Genomic DNA, 14,911 nt, shown 5'->3' with positions numbered 1-14,911 from the left:
AATCAATATATGCTTTGATCTTATAATTATAGGTTTTGTTTAATCGATATTCTTTTTAATGATTTTGAGTTAATTTGTACAAAAATTATTGGCTGTAATTGAAAATCACAGCCAATATACTTTCTTAAATATTGGATTCGGTATTCCTTCTGTTTCTAGGGAATTGCTGCTTCAAATCTTCATAAACGTCTTGAGTGCCTGCAATATTCGATCGGTGCGCGCCCTTTACGGCATTATAAAAAACAGGAGCCGCTTCATAAGATTCACCACCGGCAACCATCATGCAGTCTTCTACCGATCGTAAAAACTTATTCGCTTCGAGGTAAATCTCATATAGATCGGCTGCAAATTTGTAATCTTTTTGTATTTCGGCCACATCTAAAAAGGAGGGGGCAGCTCTGGCGATTGCTTGGTGCGCGAAATAGCCCTGCCTACGAAAGCCAGCGTTTTATCGCCCATTTTTAACATGTTCTGGCGCTCATCTGCAGTAAGGTTAAAAATAAGCATATCTTTAAAGGCTGCTTTTGCTTCCTGTAATTGTGCAGTTACCCTTGCCATTTGTTCGGTAGTAATTTCTGCCGAGATTTTGTTGTTTAAACTCATGATAGTATGTTATTTAAGTAAAAAAATAATTCAATCTGTAGGCAATTTGAAAACGCTGGCATAAAAAGGTTGGTGTAACAGAAATAGCTACAGCCTTGATTTGTCCGATCAAATTGCGCATTGCCAATAAAATAAAATGGGATGAGTTTACTGCCTTATAAAGGATAAGTTAAATTTACCCGGCAGATTTTGTATGTGTTAACGATTAATTTTGTTCGTTAATAGACCTAATGTATTTGTTTTTTAGTTTGAAATAAATGCAAATTTAATTTTAATAAGATGTACCATAAGGTTTGGGTTTTCATGAAACGATCTTCACCAAACCTTCATCTTTTCAAACTAGCTTTATTGCTCAATTAAGCCACATTCGAGGCCATCCATAATGGGTGTTAAAATGGTATTTCTCTAATATTTTTATATTGTTTATTTTTTGTTAACAAACGGTAATTATTTAATTATTGTTTAACATTTAATTAACATTATGACTGTTGTTTTGTAGCAAAATAAAAACAACAGAAAATGAAATTACGCATACTAACCTTATTTAGTATTGTATTGTTGCTGTTTGCCACGGCGCAGGCACAGGTAACAACAGCCAGTATAAATGGAAAGATAAAAGATGAGAAAGGGATTATTCCCGGGGCTACCATTGCAATGGTACATATTCCTACCGGCACAATCTCTAAAGGTTCTTCAAATGAAACCGGCTTTTACCGCATTGGTAATTTAAATCCGGGTGGGCCTTACAAAATTACTGTAACCTATGTAGGTTACAGTCCGGTAGTTAAAGAAAATATCTATTTAACCTTAGGTGCCGATCAAAAATTAGATATCGATATTCAGGAGCAGGGCAGCCAGCTTGCAGAAGTAAACGTACGTGGCCAAAGAGGGCCAACTAAGGCCGGTGCCGGTACCAGCATAGGCGAAGGGCAAATTAAAACCTTGCCTACTATGAACCGCAGTTTGCAGGATGTTACCCGTGTAACCCCGCAAGGTAGCAAAGACAATACCTTTGGTGGTACCAATTTCAGGTACAATAACGTAACCATTGATGGGGCAATTAATAACGATGCTATTGGTTTTAGCCCTTCATTAGGGGGGCAAAGTGGTAGTTCAGGTATGCCCGGGAGTAGTACGCGTACCAATCCGGTATCTTTAGATGCAATACAGGATGTTACCGTACTTTTATCGCCTTACGATGTAAAAGTGGGTAACTTTTTGGGCGGAAGTATTAATGCTGTAACCCGTGGCGGTACAAACGATGTAACAGGATCGGTTTATGGATATGGCCGTAATGCAGCTTTGATTGGCAGAAATAAAATTGGCGATAATTCAAAAGAACCTTCAGCCTTTCACGATTATCAAACCGGTTTCCGTGTAGGCTTTCCGATTATAAAAGATAAATTGTTTTTCTTTACTAATGAGGAAATTACCCGTCGCCAGGACCCGGTAATTTTGGGTGCAGGTTCATCAGATATGAAACTGCTTACTGCTACAGAAGCACAACAGATAGCTGACCGCATGAACACTGCATACGGGGTTGATGCCGGTGCATTTGGTAATTACAATATCTACTCGCAATCAAACAAATTCTTTAACCGTTTAGATTGGAATATTAATGAAAATAACCAGTTAACAATAAGGAATAACACAATTGTTTCTAAAGCAACAAATTTAGAAAGAGATCAGTCTAACTTCCGTTTTGGTGGCATTGATTTCAGACAGAACAATAATCAAACATCAACAGTGGCCGATTTAAAAACACGTTTCGGTAATTCAGCTACCAATAACCTGATCATTGGATATTCTACTGTTCATGATTTCCGCGATCCGCTTTCTAATCCGGCTTTACCGCAGATTGAGATTGCAGCTAATGGAGGTACCTTGTTTTTGGGTACCGATCGTGAAGCCAGTATTTTCAATATGAAGCAGAATACCTTTGAATTTACAGATAATTACACCTACAGCAAAGGTATCCACACTTTTACTTTTGGTACACACAACGAATTTTACAACATTAATTATGGTTTTGTAAACTCATGGAATGGCCGCGTGGCCTACAGCAGCATCAACGATTTTTTAAACAACCAGCCAAACAGGGTACGTACAAACTATAATTATGATGATAATAGCCGCGATAATATTATTGCAAACCCAACAGCACAGTTTAATGTAAATATGTATAGTGTTTATGGTCAGGATGAAATTAGACTGGGCGACCGTTTAAAGCTAACACCGGGATTGCGTTTTGATATGGCCAATTTGCCTGATATGCCAACCTTAAGCAGCAAAACTGCAAATTCTCCGGTTGATGTAAATTACGGTACAACCTACACTTATACGCAGCCATCGGCAATTACAAATAAATTCCTGAATAAAATTCAGATCTCGCCACGCTTAGGTTTTAATTTTGATGCCCTGGGTAACCAGAGTTTAATTATACGTGGCGGAACCGGTTTGTTTACCAGCCGTATTCCTTTCGCCTGGATTGGTTATGCTTACTATAACAATGGCGTTAACTATGGTGCATTTGATAAGTCGTATGTTTATGCCAATGCTGACCCAACTAAAATTGTAACTCCGGCAGCTGGTTCAGATCCGGTTAGAGATGCTTTAACGGGTAATGGCGAAGCAGGTTATGTAACTAAACAAGGCATCAATGTTAAAGATGCAAGCGGTGCTACACAGGTAGATTTAGTTGATAATAACTTTAAAATGCCAAAAGCATGGAGAAGTAATTTGGCTTTTGATTATAAAACAGACGATCAGTGGAAGTTTACGGTAGAAGGTATTTTTAGCCAGGTAATTAAGGATGTGCAGTTTCAGCAAATCAACTATGTAGATAATCCTAAATACATGGTTTACGATACGCAAAAGCAGCAGCCTATTTATTCGGGTACAAAAATTAACCCATTACACACCAATGCTTATTTGCTATCGAACACCGACAGAGGATATAAATATAGCTTAACTGCACAGGTCAGCAAGTCACTCCCGATAGGTTTGGATATGATGGTGGCCTATACTTACGGTAGATCGAAAGATATTGCAAACGGTATCCGTAACTCTATGGAATCGAACTGGCAGTTAAATCAGGCATTGAGCCCAAACAATCCGGGGCTGGCCTATTCTAACTTCGATGTCCGCAACAGAATCATTTCAACCGTCAATTATAGATTAGATTGGGCAAAAAATGGTAAGTATGTTTCTAACTTCTCATTATTCTTTAGCGGCCAGTCGGGCGCTCCGTACTCATTAGGCTTGGTAAATACCCGGATTAACGGAACGGGCCAAACAGTGAGTTTATTGTATATTCCAGCGAGTGGTGAAACTACAAAGTTCTTCGCCAATACTCCGGATGGAATTGCCCAGGCAGTAGCATTTGATGCCTACATTAATGGAGATAAATATTTAAGCACCCGACGTGGTGATTTTACTGAACGTAATGGTGCCCGTACACCGTGGAACGTGCAAGCCGATTTCCGCTTTGCTCAGGATATCCAGGTGGCGAAAGGCAAACATCCGCATGTGTTAACTTTAACTTACGACATTATTAACCTAACCAATTTGGTTAATAAAGACTGGGGTATTCAGTATTTCTCGCCTAATACCTATAACTCAATGGCCAGTGTAGGTATTAAGGTAGCTACTGCCGGAACACCAACTGCATATCCGGTTTACACCTTTGCACAGAAAGATGTAACCTCTTATTCAAAAGATTTCTTTGCATCGCGTTATCAGATGCAGCTGGGATTAAGATATAGCTTTTAAGCTTGTAGTCAGTTAATAAAAAGGCTCTGTTGGTTAATCAACAGAGCCTTTTGTTTTTATTTTGATTCAGCTTCTTCTTTTGCTGGAGCTTTTACCTTTTTTGCAGCAACAGCTTTAACTGGTTTATCTTTAACAGGAACAATCACGTCCTTTTCTTCTTTGATAAATGGGGTTATTGAATCGTTTGTTGCAGAAATAGAAACTTTTTTAGCTAATTGCTTTGCAAACTTCTCGATAATTTTTTCTGTTTTCTTTGCTTTTCCGTATTGATTAACAAGTTCGTTAAATGCAAGGGCTAATTTCGATTCTAATTCTTTACGTATTTTTTTGCTTGTCGAATGGCTTTTCGACCTGGATTTGTTCTTTTTCATTTAACTACTTGTAGGTTTTTCCAAAGGTAAAAAAACATAAAGTTAAATTAATATTATGATTATGTTAACACTTTGGCGTGTGGTTAACATCTAAAATATTTCGGCTAACTTAGTATAGATCAGGTCTGTTAAATCTTAATCCGTCGAATATGAACTATCCAGTATTAATTGGCGTTGCGGTATTGGTAATTATTTTAATTGCCTATCTAATTAGAAGAAACCAGCGGGATAAAAAGAAGTTTGAAGAAGATACTATTGATGCGGAGCTTCCTTCTGAAAAAGACGATAAAGAGAATGTTTAGAAATTAACTCCCGGGGCTACATCGCCACCCAAATCTAAAGTATTCTGGAAAGCTTCAAGGTAACTAAGCAAATGACGTTCGGCGTTTGCATACGAAGTAAATGTTGATGCAGGTATGTTGGCTTCTTGCTCGCTGGTGTTTTTAAAGTGCGAGCTCACCTGAAAAGTAAAAGTCTTTTCGTCGTTAATTGGTGATAAGATCCGTGCTTTAACCGGATGGCCATGAATTTCAACAAAAAATTCTTTGATAACGGTATATATGATAGCAGCCATTGGGTTATTCTCCTTTTGGGATAAAAATACTTTAAATTAGCTGTTAATGCGCTTGTTATTAATAAGATAATGTTTTTTTAATATTAAATTAACCCGAATTTAATATTTATAGTCTTTTATCTCTTTGTAGGCTCGTAAGCATATACAATCTCATATTTAATGTTTTTCAGCTTATTGGCAAGCTGGCCAATTTTTAAATCCTGTGCTTGGGGCGTTGGTTCGCAAAACGAATATTTTTTGCCTTTATAAGTTATAAATTCACCCACAGGTTTATCGAACTGTACGGCCATGGTAAGGTGTGTAGGATACAGTAAGGCCACCATGGGTAAATCGTAAATTTCTTTTACGAGGAAAAAAAAGAGCGCAGCCCGGTCGTCGCAGTCGCTGTATTTATTTAACAAGGTTTGCTCGGGCGATAATCTTTTTTCTGTACCAAAGTTTTGTTCGTCGTTTTCATATAAAAAAGCGTAACGTGTAAATCGCATCAGGTAATCGACACCTTTCTTCTGATCCATTCCTTTTAAATTGTTTTTTAAAATCGGAATTAGCGAGCTGTATGTTTCGCGGCTTAAGGGGATGTTAAAGTAACTTTCAAAATCAACACCTGGATAGTTTTTAAAAATAGCCTGTACATCTTCGTTCACCTTTAATTTAAAATGGTAAATTTTTTGGCGGTAGCTGAATTCTACATCTTTTTCGGCATAATTTTCGGGTTTAAAATCAGGCATACGGGTAACCTTGTACGAAAATGCATTTCTGGCTTCCGGAATGGTAATGTTAACCGGCTTGTAAGCATCAGCTTGTTTAAACAACTTACCATAATCGTGGTAATTGAGGCACATGTACTTTTCGCCATCAATCATGAAGAAGGGGATATCGCTAATGTTTTCTTCATTCTTCACATAAAAAATTACCTGATCGTTGCCCACTGCCAGGCGGGCATCGTAGCCACATTTACTCAGTAAAAACCATTTGTATAAAGTATAGCGGAAATAGTTATCGGCCTTCGGACTAATCTGTTCTGCTGTTTTACGAATCAGTTGGTAATAAATCCAGTCGTTCAGGTCGTATTTTTCCCGGTATTTTTTTAATGAAGCAATCAATTCTGCATAATGGCCGGCCGATACATAACTGTAAAATTTTTCGGTTTCAGTGGCAGTTGCTTTTTGCGATGTGTTGAAAACAATAGAAGAATCGATACTGAAATTAAAAGTTCCGTTATAAAAATCGAATGAATAGTTCTGTCCCTTCACGTTGATGCTTATCATCATCGTGCAAACGAACAAAATAACGTTCAGAAAATATATGTAGATCCCTCTTTTCAAACCGCACCATATTTGGTTACATTAAATTTACTTATAATTAACATAAAAGCAACAATTTGTTTATGTTAACAACGAGGTTGTCCTTAATCAGAAATTAACACTATTTTTATGAAAGTGAGGTTTAATTTTTTTTAAGCGCATAAAGTCTGGTTCTCAAATGCCTTAATAGCGAAATATTACAGCCTTTGCAGGCTATTTCATCTAGATTAACAGGCTTTCCGATGCTGATTTTTAACTGATGCCCACTTTTATTGAACAACTCTGAAATCAGTTTTGCAGTTTGCAATGATGGGTGTATATATTTTAAGAGGCTAAAAAAGATGCCGTTGTTGCCATGGAAATATACAGGTAGAATTGGCACTTTGGCTTTAGCGATAATTTTTCCCACTACCGGATGCCATTCGCGATCTGTAATCTGGTTTTTCCTGAATTTATAGGAAGAAACTTCGCCAGCTGGAAAAATTGCAACCGGGCTTCCGTCTTTTAAAACTTTTAAAGTTGTTTTCAAACCGCTGATACTGGATGTATCCTGAACCTTTTCGAAAGGATTTACTGCAATGATGCATTTTTCGAGGTTAGGGATTTTTTTTAATAAAAAATTCCCCATAAACATGGTGTCTGATCGTTTACTAGCCAGTGTACTGAGTAATGCCAGCGATTCGATTGCGCCATAAGGATGGTTAGCTATGGCGATAAATGCCCCCTCTTTGGGGATATTGGCAAGATCTTCATCACTAATCTGGATGCTGACACCCAAAACATCCAAAATATGATTGGCAAATTTTTCGCCTTCTAATGTGTGGGCATCCTTAATAATTCCGTTGAAGTCGTTAATCTTCAAAAATCTCATTAAAAAGGAGGCGAGGCCTGGGATTGGAATATTACAGATACCCGTAGCTTTCGAAAAATTTTCTTTAGAAATGACTGTCATAAATTAGGATTCAAAATTGATTCCACCTGAAACCAATTTGATAAAATGTTTTTTATTTGAGCTAAATATAAGGGAGGGAAACACTCGGTTCTTATAAAGAAGAATGTTTATCATAGCTCATACAGAGTAGCTAAAGGTAACAGAATAATATGAACAACAGCGTATTTATCGATTAAGAAATTGTGATTCAAAATATTCTATAAATAACATTTCATTAATAACAACTTAACAAGGTCATCTTACTTTTGTGGCATAAATATTTGGTTAGTATTTATAAAGTTTAGGTTAGTTGATAATAAAAAAACCCAGATGGATGTCTGGGTTTTTTTGTTTTAGATTATAAGTTCTTGCCTAGTTTTTCAAGCATTTCTGGCGGAATATTGTGGGTATCAACCACTAAGAAACCATCCAAGCAATCAGAAAATTTCGGGTCAATATTGAATGAAATAATCTTCGCATTCAGGTTCATATATTGCCTTAACAACACCGGGATTTTAATGTGTGAGTTTTCGATATCGCCAATAATACTATCCAGATCTTTAAACGATTCGCTGCTATCTACAAGGGTATCGGTAGCAATAGGTAATAAATCGGCCTTAAATTTATTTCTTGGTTTAACATATTTGGCCATTTCATAATCGAAGTGGTTTTTGGTAATGTAATCAACAATCAGTGCCTTACTAAACTTTGAGAAATTATTGCTGATACTTACCGGCCCAAACATGTAGCGGTATTGTGGGTTATCAATCAGGTATTTTAAAATACCTTTCCAAAGTAGGAACAAAGGAAGCGGCTTACCCTGATATTCTTTTCTAATCCACGAGCGACCAAGTTCGATACCCTGTCTTAGCATTGGATAAAACTGATCTTTCATTTTAAACAGCTCAGACAGGTAGAAACCACGGCGGCCCATGCTTTCTAAAATTTCGTCGCCCTTACCAATCCGGTAAGCACCTACAATATTTTCGAGATCTTTATCCCAAATAAATAAGTGATTATAGTAAATATCGTAGTTATCGAGGTCGATTTTTTTATTGGTACCTTCGCCAACCTCACGGAAAGTAATTTCACGCAAACGGCCAATTTCTCTTAAAATGTTAGGGATCTTTAATGTAGGAACAATATAAACCTCGTAATTTTTCTCCGTCCAAACCTTAAAGTCTTCCAGCTGCTCTACCTCCGCTTTAATCAGCACACGCGAAGTTTCTTCAATTACATCGGCAGCTTTCTTTTTAATTTTAAACAGATTAAGTGGGTTGAAGAGTTTTTTCTCAGTATCTAGCCCAATACCCAGCGCATAAGTTCTGGCCCTCAAAAAGTCCATCAGCTTGTTACTGCTGTTCATATGCGAAATTTCCGAAACTGCAATTGGTTTACCAATCCTCACTTTAATGGTGCGGCCGTGCTTGTTTAAAAACTCAGATGGAAGTTTTGCAGTACGCAGGGTGGGGTGGATGAAACTTAAGATGTTAAAGAAAACACCATTGTTGCCATGGAAATAAATGGGTACCACTGGCACTTTTGCCTTTGCAATGAGCTTTCCAACTACAGGATGCCACATTCTATCGGTTACCTGTTGGGCATCCAGCTTAAAGGTCGAAACTTCTCCGGCAGGGAAAATGCCAATTGGGGTACCGTTTCTAAGTAAATCGAAAGTGGTTTTTAAACCGCTGATGCTTGAGGAGTGCTGAACATTTTCGAATGGGTTAACAGCAACAAAAAACTCATCAAGATTGGGGATTTTCTTCAAAATGAAGTTTACCATCACCTTTGCGTCCGGGCGCACCGTGCACAAAAGCTTAACCAGGGCCAGGCCTTCAACCCCACCATAAGGGTGATTAGCAATGGCAATAAATGGCCCGGTTTTAGGTATACTGTTTAAATCATCTTCGTCAAATTCGATAGAAACGCCAATGGTTTCTAATATTTTATCTACAAATTCTAAACCTTTAAAGTGTTGGTTTTGAGCAAAAACATCATTGATGTCGTTAAGCTTCATGATCTCCATCATCAAACCTGCCAAACCTGGTACACCTAGCTTATCTATCTTTGTTGCTTTCGCAAACTCAGATGTAGTAATGATCTTCATATAAAATTCTTTGTGGCGTTGATAGGCAAAACCTATACAGTTTTGCAATTCCAAAAATAAGATTTATATTTATAATACGCATGTCATATCGCATCTATGAGAATTTGGCTCAACAAACATTTCGGTTTTAGTAAAGGCGAATTCAATGGTTTGTTGTTTCTTGTGCTACTCATTATTGCAATTAAAGCTACACCTTTTTTATATAACTACTATAAACCGGTTGAAAAAGACGATCCTACGCTTTTGTCGCAGATCCAGCATTTAAAAGTGGTTGAAGAAGAACGCTCTGCTTATACCCACAGGCGGATTGATGGCTCAGACGCAGTAAAAAATATCAGGTTTTTTAATTTTGACCCCAATACCTTATCTATTAATGGTTGGCAAAGCTTTGGCTTATCGCCAAAACAGCCTGCAGCAATTGTAAATTATACCAATAAGGGAGGGAGCTTTTACAAGCCCGAAGACCTAAAAAAATGTATACCATTTCGCCAGAGCTGTACCAGAAATTGCTCCCTTATGTTAATATAGAAGAAACCACCTGGTAATGCTAAAAGCTTTGTTCCTTTTGAAAAGAAAGCATACGTTAAGAAAACAGTAATCGTAGATATTAATACAGCTGATTCGTCACAGCAGGATGAGATAAAGGGAATAGGAAGAGCTTTTGCAAAACGTATCGCAAACAGAACGGCAATTATTCGGGTACTGAAGATTTAAAAAAGGTTGTTCTTTTGAGTTAGGAAGTGATTGATAAAATTACTCCTTATATTTCTTTTTAAATACAGCTATACGAAATGGCACTATTGTTAGTGTTATAATAGAACTGTTATTGCAATGCATTTGCAATCTATTTTAGTTCAAACTGAAAATTTATTTACCTATGCCTTCCATAGTTGTGAAAAAAATAAAAAAAACTTTCTCTACCAATTTCAAGCTTTAAAATTAACGGCATAACATATTGAACCGAATACCATTTCATTCTGCAATTGCGAAATTATTTGATGGTAACTAACTATCAAATAATTGTTTATAATTGCTGCAACTAACTATAAAATATAAATTTAATGAGCGTAAGCTTCGATTTTTCAGAAACAGAAACTCAGCAGAGTGTGCGGACTATGGTTCGCGATTTTGCAGAGAAAAATATTCGTCCACATATAATGGAGTGGGATGAAGCACAGCATTTTCCTGTCGAGCTGTTTAAGCAACTTGGCGAGTTGGGCTTAATGGGGGTTCTAGTGCCCGAAGCATACGGGGGCTCGGGATTGGGTTACCAGGAGTATGTTGATGTAATTGTAGAAGTGGCGCGGGTTTGTGGTTCAATCGGCTTATCGCTGGCGGCACACAACTCTTTATGCACTGGCCACATTTTAGCTTTTGCCAATGAGGAGCAGAAGCAACGGTGGCTGCCAAAGCTGGCAACTGCCGAGTGGATTGGTGCCTGGGGCTTAACAGAAGCCAATACAGGCTCTGACGCTTTACGGATGATGACTACTGCTGTTGAAGATGGCGATGATTATATTATTAATGGAGCAAAAAACTGGATTACCCATGGTAAAAGTGGCGATATTGCTGTAGTAATGGTGCGTACAGGCGAAAAGGGGAGTTCGAAAGGAATTTCGGCCATTGTGGTAGAACGCGGTACACCAGGTTTTTCGGCAGGTAAAAAGGAAAATAAACTGGGTATGCGTGCTTCAGAAACTACTGAAATGGTTTTTGATAACTGCCGTGTACCTAAAGCCAATTTATTAGGCAATGTAGGCGAAGGTTTTAAACAGGCCATGAAAGTTTTAGATGGCGGACGTATTTCTATTGCAGCACTGGCTTTGGGTATTGCTAAGGGGGCTTTCGATGCAGCTGTAGCTTATTCGAAACAAAGGCAGCAATTTGGTCAGCCGATTTCTAGCTTCCAGGCCATTAGTTTTAAGCTTGCTGATATGGCTACTGAAATTGAAGCTGCAGAATTACTGATCCGTCAGGCAGCAGATTTAAAAAACAGGCATTTACCAATGACAAAGGAATCGGCAATGGCAAAATATTTTGCTTCCGAAGTTTCGGTTAGGGTAGCTACCGATGCTGTTCAGATCTTTGGCGGTTATGGTTATACTAAAGATTTCCCGGTAGAGAAATTTTACCGCGATAGTAAACTATGTACCATAGGTGAGGGGACCTCGGAAATCCAAAAAATTGTAATTGCCCGTGAAGTGCTGAATTAAGTTGAAAGACCAAAGCAAATCAGTACTTTTCTAAAGAAACAACAAACCAAATATATTATGAGTAATCCGGACGGTTTAATTACCTCCGGATTTTTTTCGCGTTTTAAAGCCAATACTTATGGGGAATGTTCATACTAAAGACTAAAGCGGCTTGATGCGAAGTTGAAAAATTTAGGCCTAAATTTAGCTTTAAGCTTATTTTATGTCCGTAGTTGTTAAAATGCTATCCACTACATACACACTAAATCCACGCCATGGGAGGGTGTTTTTGTATTCCTTGTAGTGCAGCTCGTAAAATTTACCACTATTGGCCATCATTTTTTCTGCAACTTCTTTACTGGCGATAGAAAATTCGAATTCGTTATTTTGTAATGTTCCGGTTTGCCGCGATTTTACCCCACTCTGAATCAGTTTTCCTTCATAGGTTTTAAAGATGTAACCCTTTTTAACCACATAATTTAGTTCGCCGGCTTTAACACCTTCGCCAAAAACAAAGAAGTACCGGTAATAACAAATTGCCACAAGTAGTAGCACAATAATAACTGCAATAATTGAGGTTACTTTTTTGCCTGTCGTCATAGTAGTAAATAGTTTATCTAAATTAAACAAAGAACCCATTAATTTAACCAAAGGGTCAAATAAAATTTCTTTTAAAAATCTTTCTCAATTTCAATATTTTGCTTACATTTGCAGCCCCGATAGTACGGGAAATTTAAAAACCACGAGAGGAGGTATTTCAGCGTTATGATCATTATCAACATTAAAGACGGCGAATCATTAGATAAAGCCCTTAAACGTTTCAAGAAAAAGTTTGAAAAAACTGGTGTATTGAGAGAACTACGTAGTCGCCAAGCATACGAGAAAAAATCCGTTGCTCGCCGTACTGAAATTAAACATGCTGTTTACATTCAGAATATGAATCAAGATACAACTGCATAGTTGTTTACGATATAATATATTAAAGCTTCGATTTTTTAATCGGAGCTTTTTTGTTTTTAAAGGAATCAAAAACTTTACAATAAACAATTAATTAATGATTTCTTTATATCAAAACTATTTGTAACTTCATATCAATGCCCCTCAAAAAGATATTGAATGTTGTTGAAAAGTTTTATTACATATTTAACTCACGAGAAGCGCTATTCTCAGCATACCATCACTTCTTATCAAGCCGATTTGGATCAGTTTGAAAGGTATATCAACAGTACATTCGAGCTCCATTTTTTAGCAGTGAAACATACTCACCTCAGGAGTTATATGGTCGATTTAATGGAGCAGGAAAATGCCGAAACCACCATTAACCGAAAAATTTCGGCATTACGCAGTTTTTACAAGTTTTTGCTAAGGGAAGGAAAGATTGATCAGAATCCTACAGTTTTAATTAAGGCACCTAAAATTCCTAAAAGACTTCCGGTATTTGTTGATGCGCTGAAAATGGATCATTTGCTGGATTCTGAGCATTATTTCGATGCCAGTTTCCCTTCAGTGCGCGACCATGTGGTGATAGAACTGCTTTTTGGCACCGGAATGCGTTTAGCCGAATTACTACAATTAAAAGATACCGATATAGATGTTTACTCTGGTACAATCAAAGTTTTGGGTAAACGGAACAAGGAACGTATCATCCCAATAAATAAATCGCTTATTAATCAGCTAAATATCTATATTGAACAAAAAAAGTTGCAAAACTTTAATAACAATTTGCTTATCTTAATCGTTACCAATACAGGAGCAGCGGCATATCCAAAATTAATATACCGTATTGTTACCGAATACCTAAAACACGTATCAACTCATGAAAAGAAAAGTCCACACGTGCTCCGGCACAGCTACGCAACCAGCCTGTTAAATGCAGGTGCAGATTTAAATGCAATAAAAGAATTGTTGGGCCACGCTAGTTTAGCGGCCACACAGGTTTATACCCATAATTCTATTGAAAGATTAAAAACAATTTATAAACAAGCCCACCCAAAGGCGTAAAAAAAGGAGGAAAAATGAAAATCGGAGTTCAATCAATCCACTTCAGTGCAGACAGTAAGTTGTTAGACTTTATCCAGAAAAAAGCAAACAAACTCGATCAGTTTTTTGATCAGATCATTAGCGGCGAAGTGTATTTAAAGTTAGAGAACGTAGAGGATGAAGCCAATAAAATCAGTGAGATAAAACTTATTGTGCCAGGAGGGACCTTATTCGCTAAAGAACAATGTAAATCATTTGAAGAGGCCACCGATCTGGCTATCGAATCGCTAAGAAAGCAAATTACGAAACATAAGGATAAAACGCGTGCAAAATTGAGTGAGCATAAAGCCATTTTAAGCGAAAGCGAAGCCGCAGATTATTAATATTAAGTAGAGAATTATAAAAAAGGAGCAGTGCAGTTCAAAATGCACTGCTTTTTTTGTGTTAAGCGCTCGTGTTTTTGAAAGAAAAACAGTGTTTGATTTAAAAAAAATGAATGCTACAGGTGGGATGGGTTGATGGATTTCGGTTTTTTTGCGATTAATTTCACTTAATTTCTATTGGCGTTTGAATAAAAAATGATCAAAAGAGGAGTGATTTTATTTTTTTTGAAATTTATTTAGCTTTTAATTTTAGATGAGTATTCCTGTTGTTATCCATAAAGCTTCGTTTTTTCGAAAAAGGAGCAGAAAAAAGTGAAAAAAATATTCAATTTTAAGCGGTTGATTACTAAGCCAATTCGGCTTGTTTACTGAAATGGACAAAAAAACTTCTCCATTTTTTTTCAAATTTATTTTGAAGTGAAATATAAGTGTGTATATTTGCATTCCCTTTCGGAAAGGGCGTTACGCCAAGAAGAAAAGGGTTGTTCTTTAAAAAGATAAAAGTTTTAAAAATACACGCTAATAGTATGAAAAATGAAGATTTTTCGTATCATTGCACAAAATTTAAAGCCTCCTTAGCTCAGCTGGTAGAGCAACTGACTTGTAATCAGTAGGTCATTGGTTCGATTCCGATAGGAGGCTCTTTTTATTTTAAAGTGTTAGCATTTTAAGATAAAGTTGGGGAGATACCA

The 14,911-nt window shown here is 37.1% G+C and carries 15 protein-coding genes and 1 tRNA gene; 8 read left to right on the top strand and 8 right to left on the bottom strand.

Features of this window, described 5'->3' with window-relative positions; genetic code table 11:
* Nucleotides 1–124: 124 nt before the first annotated feature.
* Both DBR40_RS15960 and DBR40_RS15955 read right to left on the bottom strand, forming a co-directional pair.
* Complete coding sequence (locus tag DBR40_RS15960; RefSeq protein ID WP_124560745.1) at nt 125–376, bottom strand: hypothetical protein; 252 nt, start codon at nt 374–376, stop codon at nt 125–127.
* A gap of 2 nt (nt 377–378) precedes the next feature.
* Complete coding sequence (locus tag DBR40_RS15955) at nt 379–603, bottom strand: hypothetical protein (protein WP_124560744.1); 225 nt, start codon at nt 601–603, stop codon at nt 379–381.
* Nucleotides 604–1,122: 519 nt separating this feature from the next.
* On the opposite strand from DBR40_RS15955, the gene DBR40_RS15950 reads away from it, so the two are divergent.
* Nucleotides 1,123–4,374 carry a TonB-dependent receptor gene (locus DBR40_RS15950; protein ID WP_124560743.1) on the top strand — a complete coding sequence of 1,084 codons (3,252 nt, stop codon included), beginning with the start codon at nt 1,123–1,125 and terminating at the stop codon, nt 4,372–4,374.
* Nucleotides 4,375–4,430: 56 nt separating this feature from the next.
* On the opposite strand, the gene DBR40_RS15945 is transcribed toward DBR40_RS15950, so the two are convergent.
* A complete protein-coding gene (locus tag DBR40_RS15945) occupies nt 4,431–4,745 on the bottom strand; it encodes a hypothetical protein (protein WP_124560742.1) in 315 nt (104 codons plus the stop codon).
* Nucleotides 4,746–4,894: 149 nt separating this feature from the next.
* Here DBR40_RS15945 and DBR40_RS26880 point away from each other — a divergent pair, with 149 nt between their 5' ends.
* Nucleotides 4,895–5,047, top strand: a complete 153-nt coding sequence (locus DBR40_RS26880; protein ID WP_166210136.1) for a FeoB-associated Cys-rich membrane protein — start codon at nt 4,895–4,897, stop codon at nt 5,045–5,047.
* On the opposite strand, the gene DBR40_RS15940 is transcribed toward DBR40_RS26880, so the two are convergent.
* The 4 genes from DBR40_RS15940 to DBR40_RS15925 form a co-directional block, all read right to left on the bottom strand.
* The gene (locus DBR40_RS15940; RefSeq protein WP_124560741.1) at nt 5,044–5,319 is read right to left on the bottom strand and encodes a hypothetical protein; all 276 of its coding nucleotides are present in this window, start codon (nt 5,317–5,319) and stop codon (nt 5,044–5,046) included. The two genes, DBR40_RS26880 and DBR40_RS15940, sit on opposite strands and share 4 nt — an antisense overlap.
* A 116-nt stretch (nt 5,320–5,435) precedes the next feature.
* Nucleotides 5,436–6,590 carry a hypothetical protein gene (locus DBR40_RS15935; RefSeq protein WP_124560740.1) on the bottom strand — a complete coding sequence of 385 codons (1,155 nt, stop codon included), beginning with the start codon at nt 6,588–6,590 and terminating at the stop codon, nt 5,436–5,438.
* 175 nt (nt 6,591–6,765) lie between these two features.
* Nucleotides 6,766–7,575, bottom strand: a complete 810-nt coding sequence (locus DBR40_RS15930; protein ID WP_124560739.1) for a lysophospholipid acyltransferase family protein — start codon at nt 7,573–7,575, stop codon at nt 6,766–6,768.
* Between the two features lie 337 nt (nt 7,576–7,912).
* Nucleotides 7,913–9,664, bottom strand: coding sequence for a lysophospholipid acyltransferase family protein (locus DBR40_RS15925; RefSeq protein ID WP_124560738.1), 1,752 nt, complete (start codon nt 9,662–9,664; stop codon nt 7,913–7,915).
* Nucleotides 9,665–9,760: 96 nt separating this feature from the next.
* Between DBR40_RS15925 and DBR40_RS15920 the strand changes: the two genes are divergently transcribed.
* Both DBR40_RS15920 and DBR40_RS15915 read left to right on the top strand, forming a co-directional pair.
* Nucleotides 9,761–10,192, top strand: coding sequence for a hypothetical protein (locus DBR40_RS15920; protein ID WP_124560737.1), 432 nt, complete (start codon nt 9,761–9,763; stop codon nt 10,190–10,192).
* A 533-nt stretch (nt 10,193–10,725) separates the two neighbouring features.
* Complete coding sequence (locus DBR40_RS15915) at nt 10,726–11,877, top strand: acyl-CoA dehydrogenase (RefSeq protein ID WP_124560736.1); 1,152 nt, start codon at nt 10,726–10,728, stop codon at nt 11,875–11,877.
* 195 nt (nt 11,878–12,072) lie between these two features.
* On the opposite strand, the gene DBR40_RS15910 is transcribed toward DBR40_RS15915, so the two are convergent.
* Nucleotides 12,073–12,456 (bottom strand): hypothetical protein, encoded by a 384-nt coding sequence (locus DBR40_RS15910; protein WP_124560735.1) that lies wholly within the window; start codon nt 12,454–12,456, stop codon nt 12,073–12,075.
* 165 nt (nt 12,457–12,621) lie between these two features.
* Between DBR40_RS15910 and rpsU the strand changes: the two genes are divergently transcribed.
* From rpsU to DBR40_RS15890, 4 genes are all read left to right on the top strand, one after another.
* On the top strand, nt 12,622–12,816 hold the full coding sequence (rpsU, locus tag DBR40_RS15905; RefSeq protein WP_086549247.1) for a 30S ribosomal protein S21: 195 nt from the start codon (nt 12,622–12,624) through the stop codon (nt 12,814–12,816).
* 156 nt (nt 12,817–12,972) lie between these two features.
* Nucleotides 12,973–13,857, top strand: coding sequence for a tyrosine-type recombinase/integrase (locus DBR40_RS15900; RefSeq protein WP_124560734.1), 885 nt, complete (start codon nt 12,973–12,975; stop codon nt 13,855–13,857).
* 14 nt (nt 13,858–13,871) lie between these two features.
* Nucleotides 13,872–14,219 (top strand): ribosome hibernation-promoting factor, HPF/YfiA family, encoded by a 348-nt coding sequence (gene hpf, locus DBR40_RS15895; protein ID WP_025143266.1) that lies wholly within the window; start codon nt 13,872–13,874, stop codon nt 14,217–14,219.
* Nucleotides 14,220–14,788: 569 nt separating this feature from the next.
* Nucleotides 14,789–14,861 (top strand) — tRNA-Thr (locus DBR40_RS15890).
* Nucleotides 14,862–14,911: the final 50 nt, after the last annotated feature.

This window comes from Pedobacter sp. KBW01, assembly GCF_003852395.1.
GTDB lineage: Bacteria > Bacteroidota > Bacteroidia > Sphingobacteriales > Sphingobacteriaceae > Pedobacter.
This window is presented reverse-complemented; position numbering and strand designations above follow the sequence as displayed.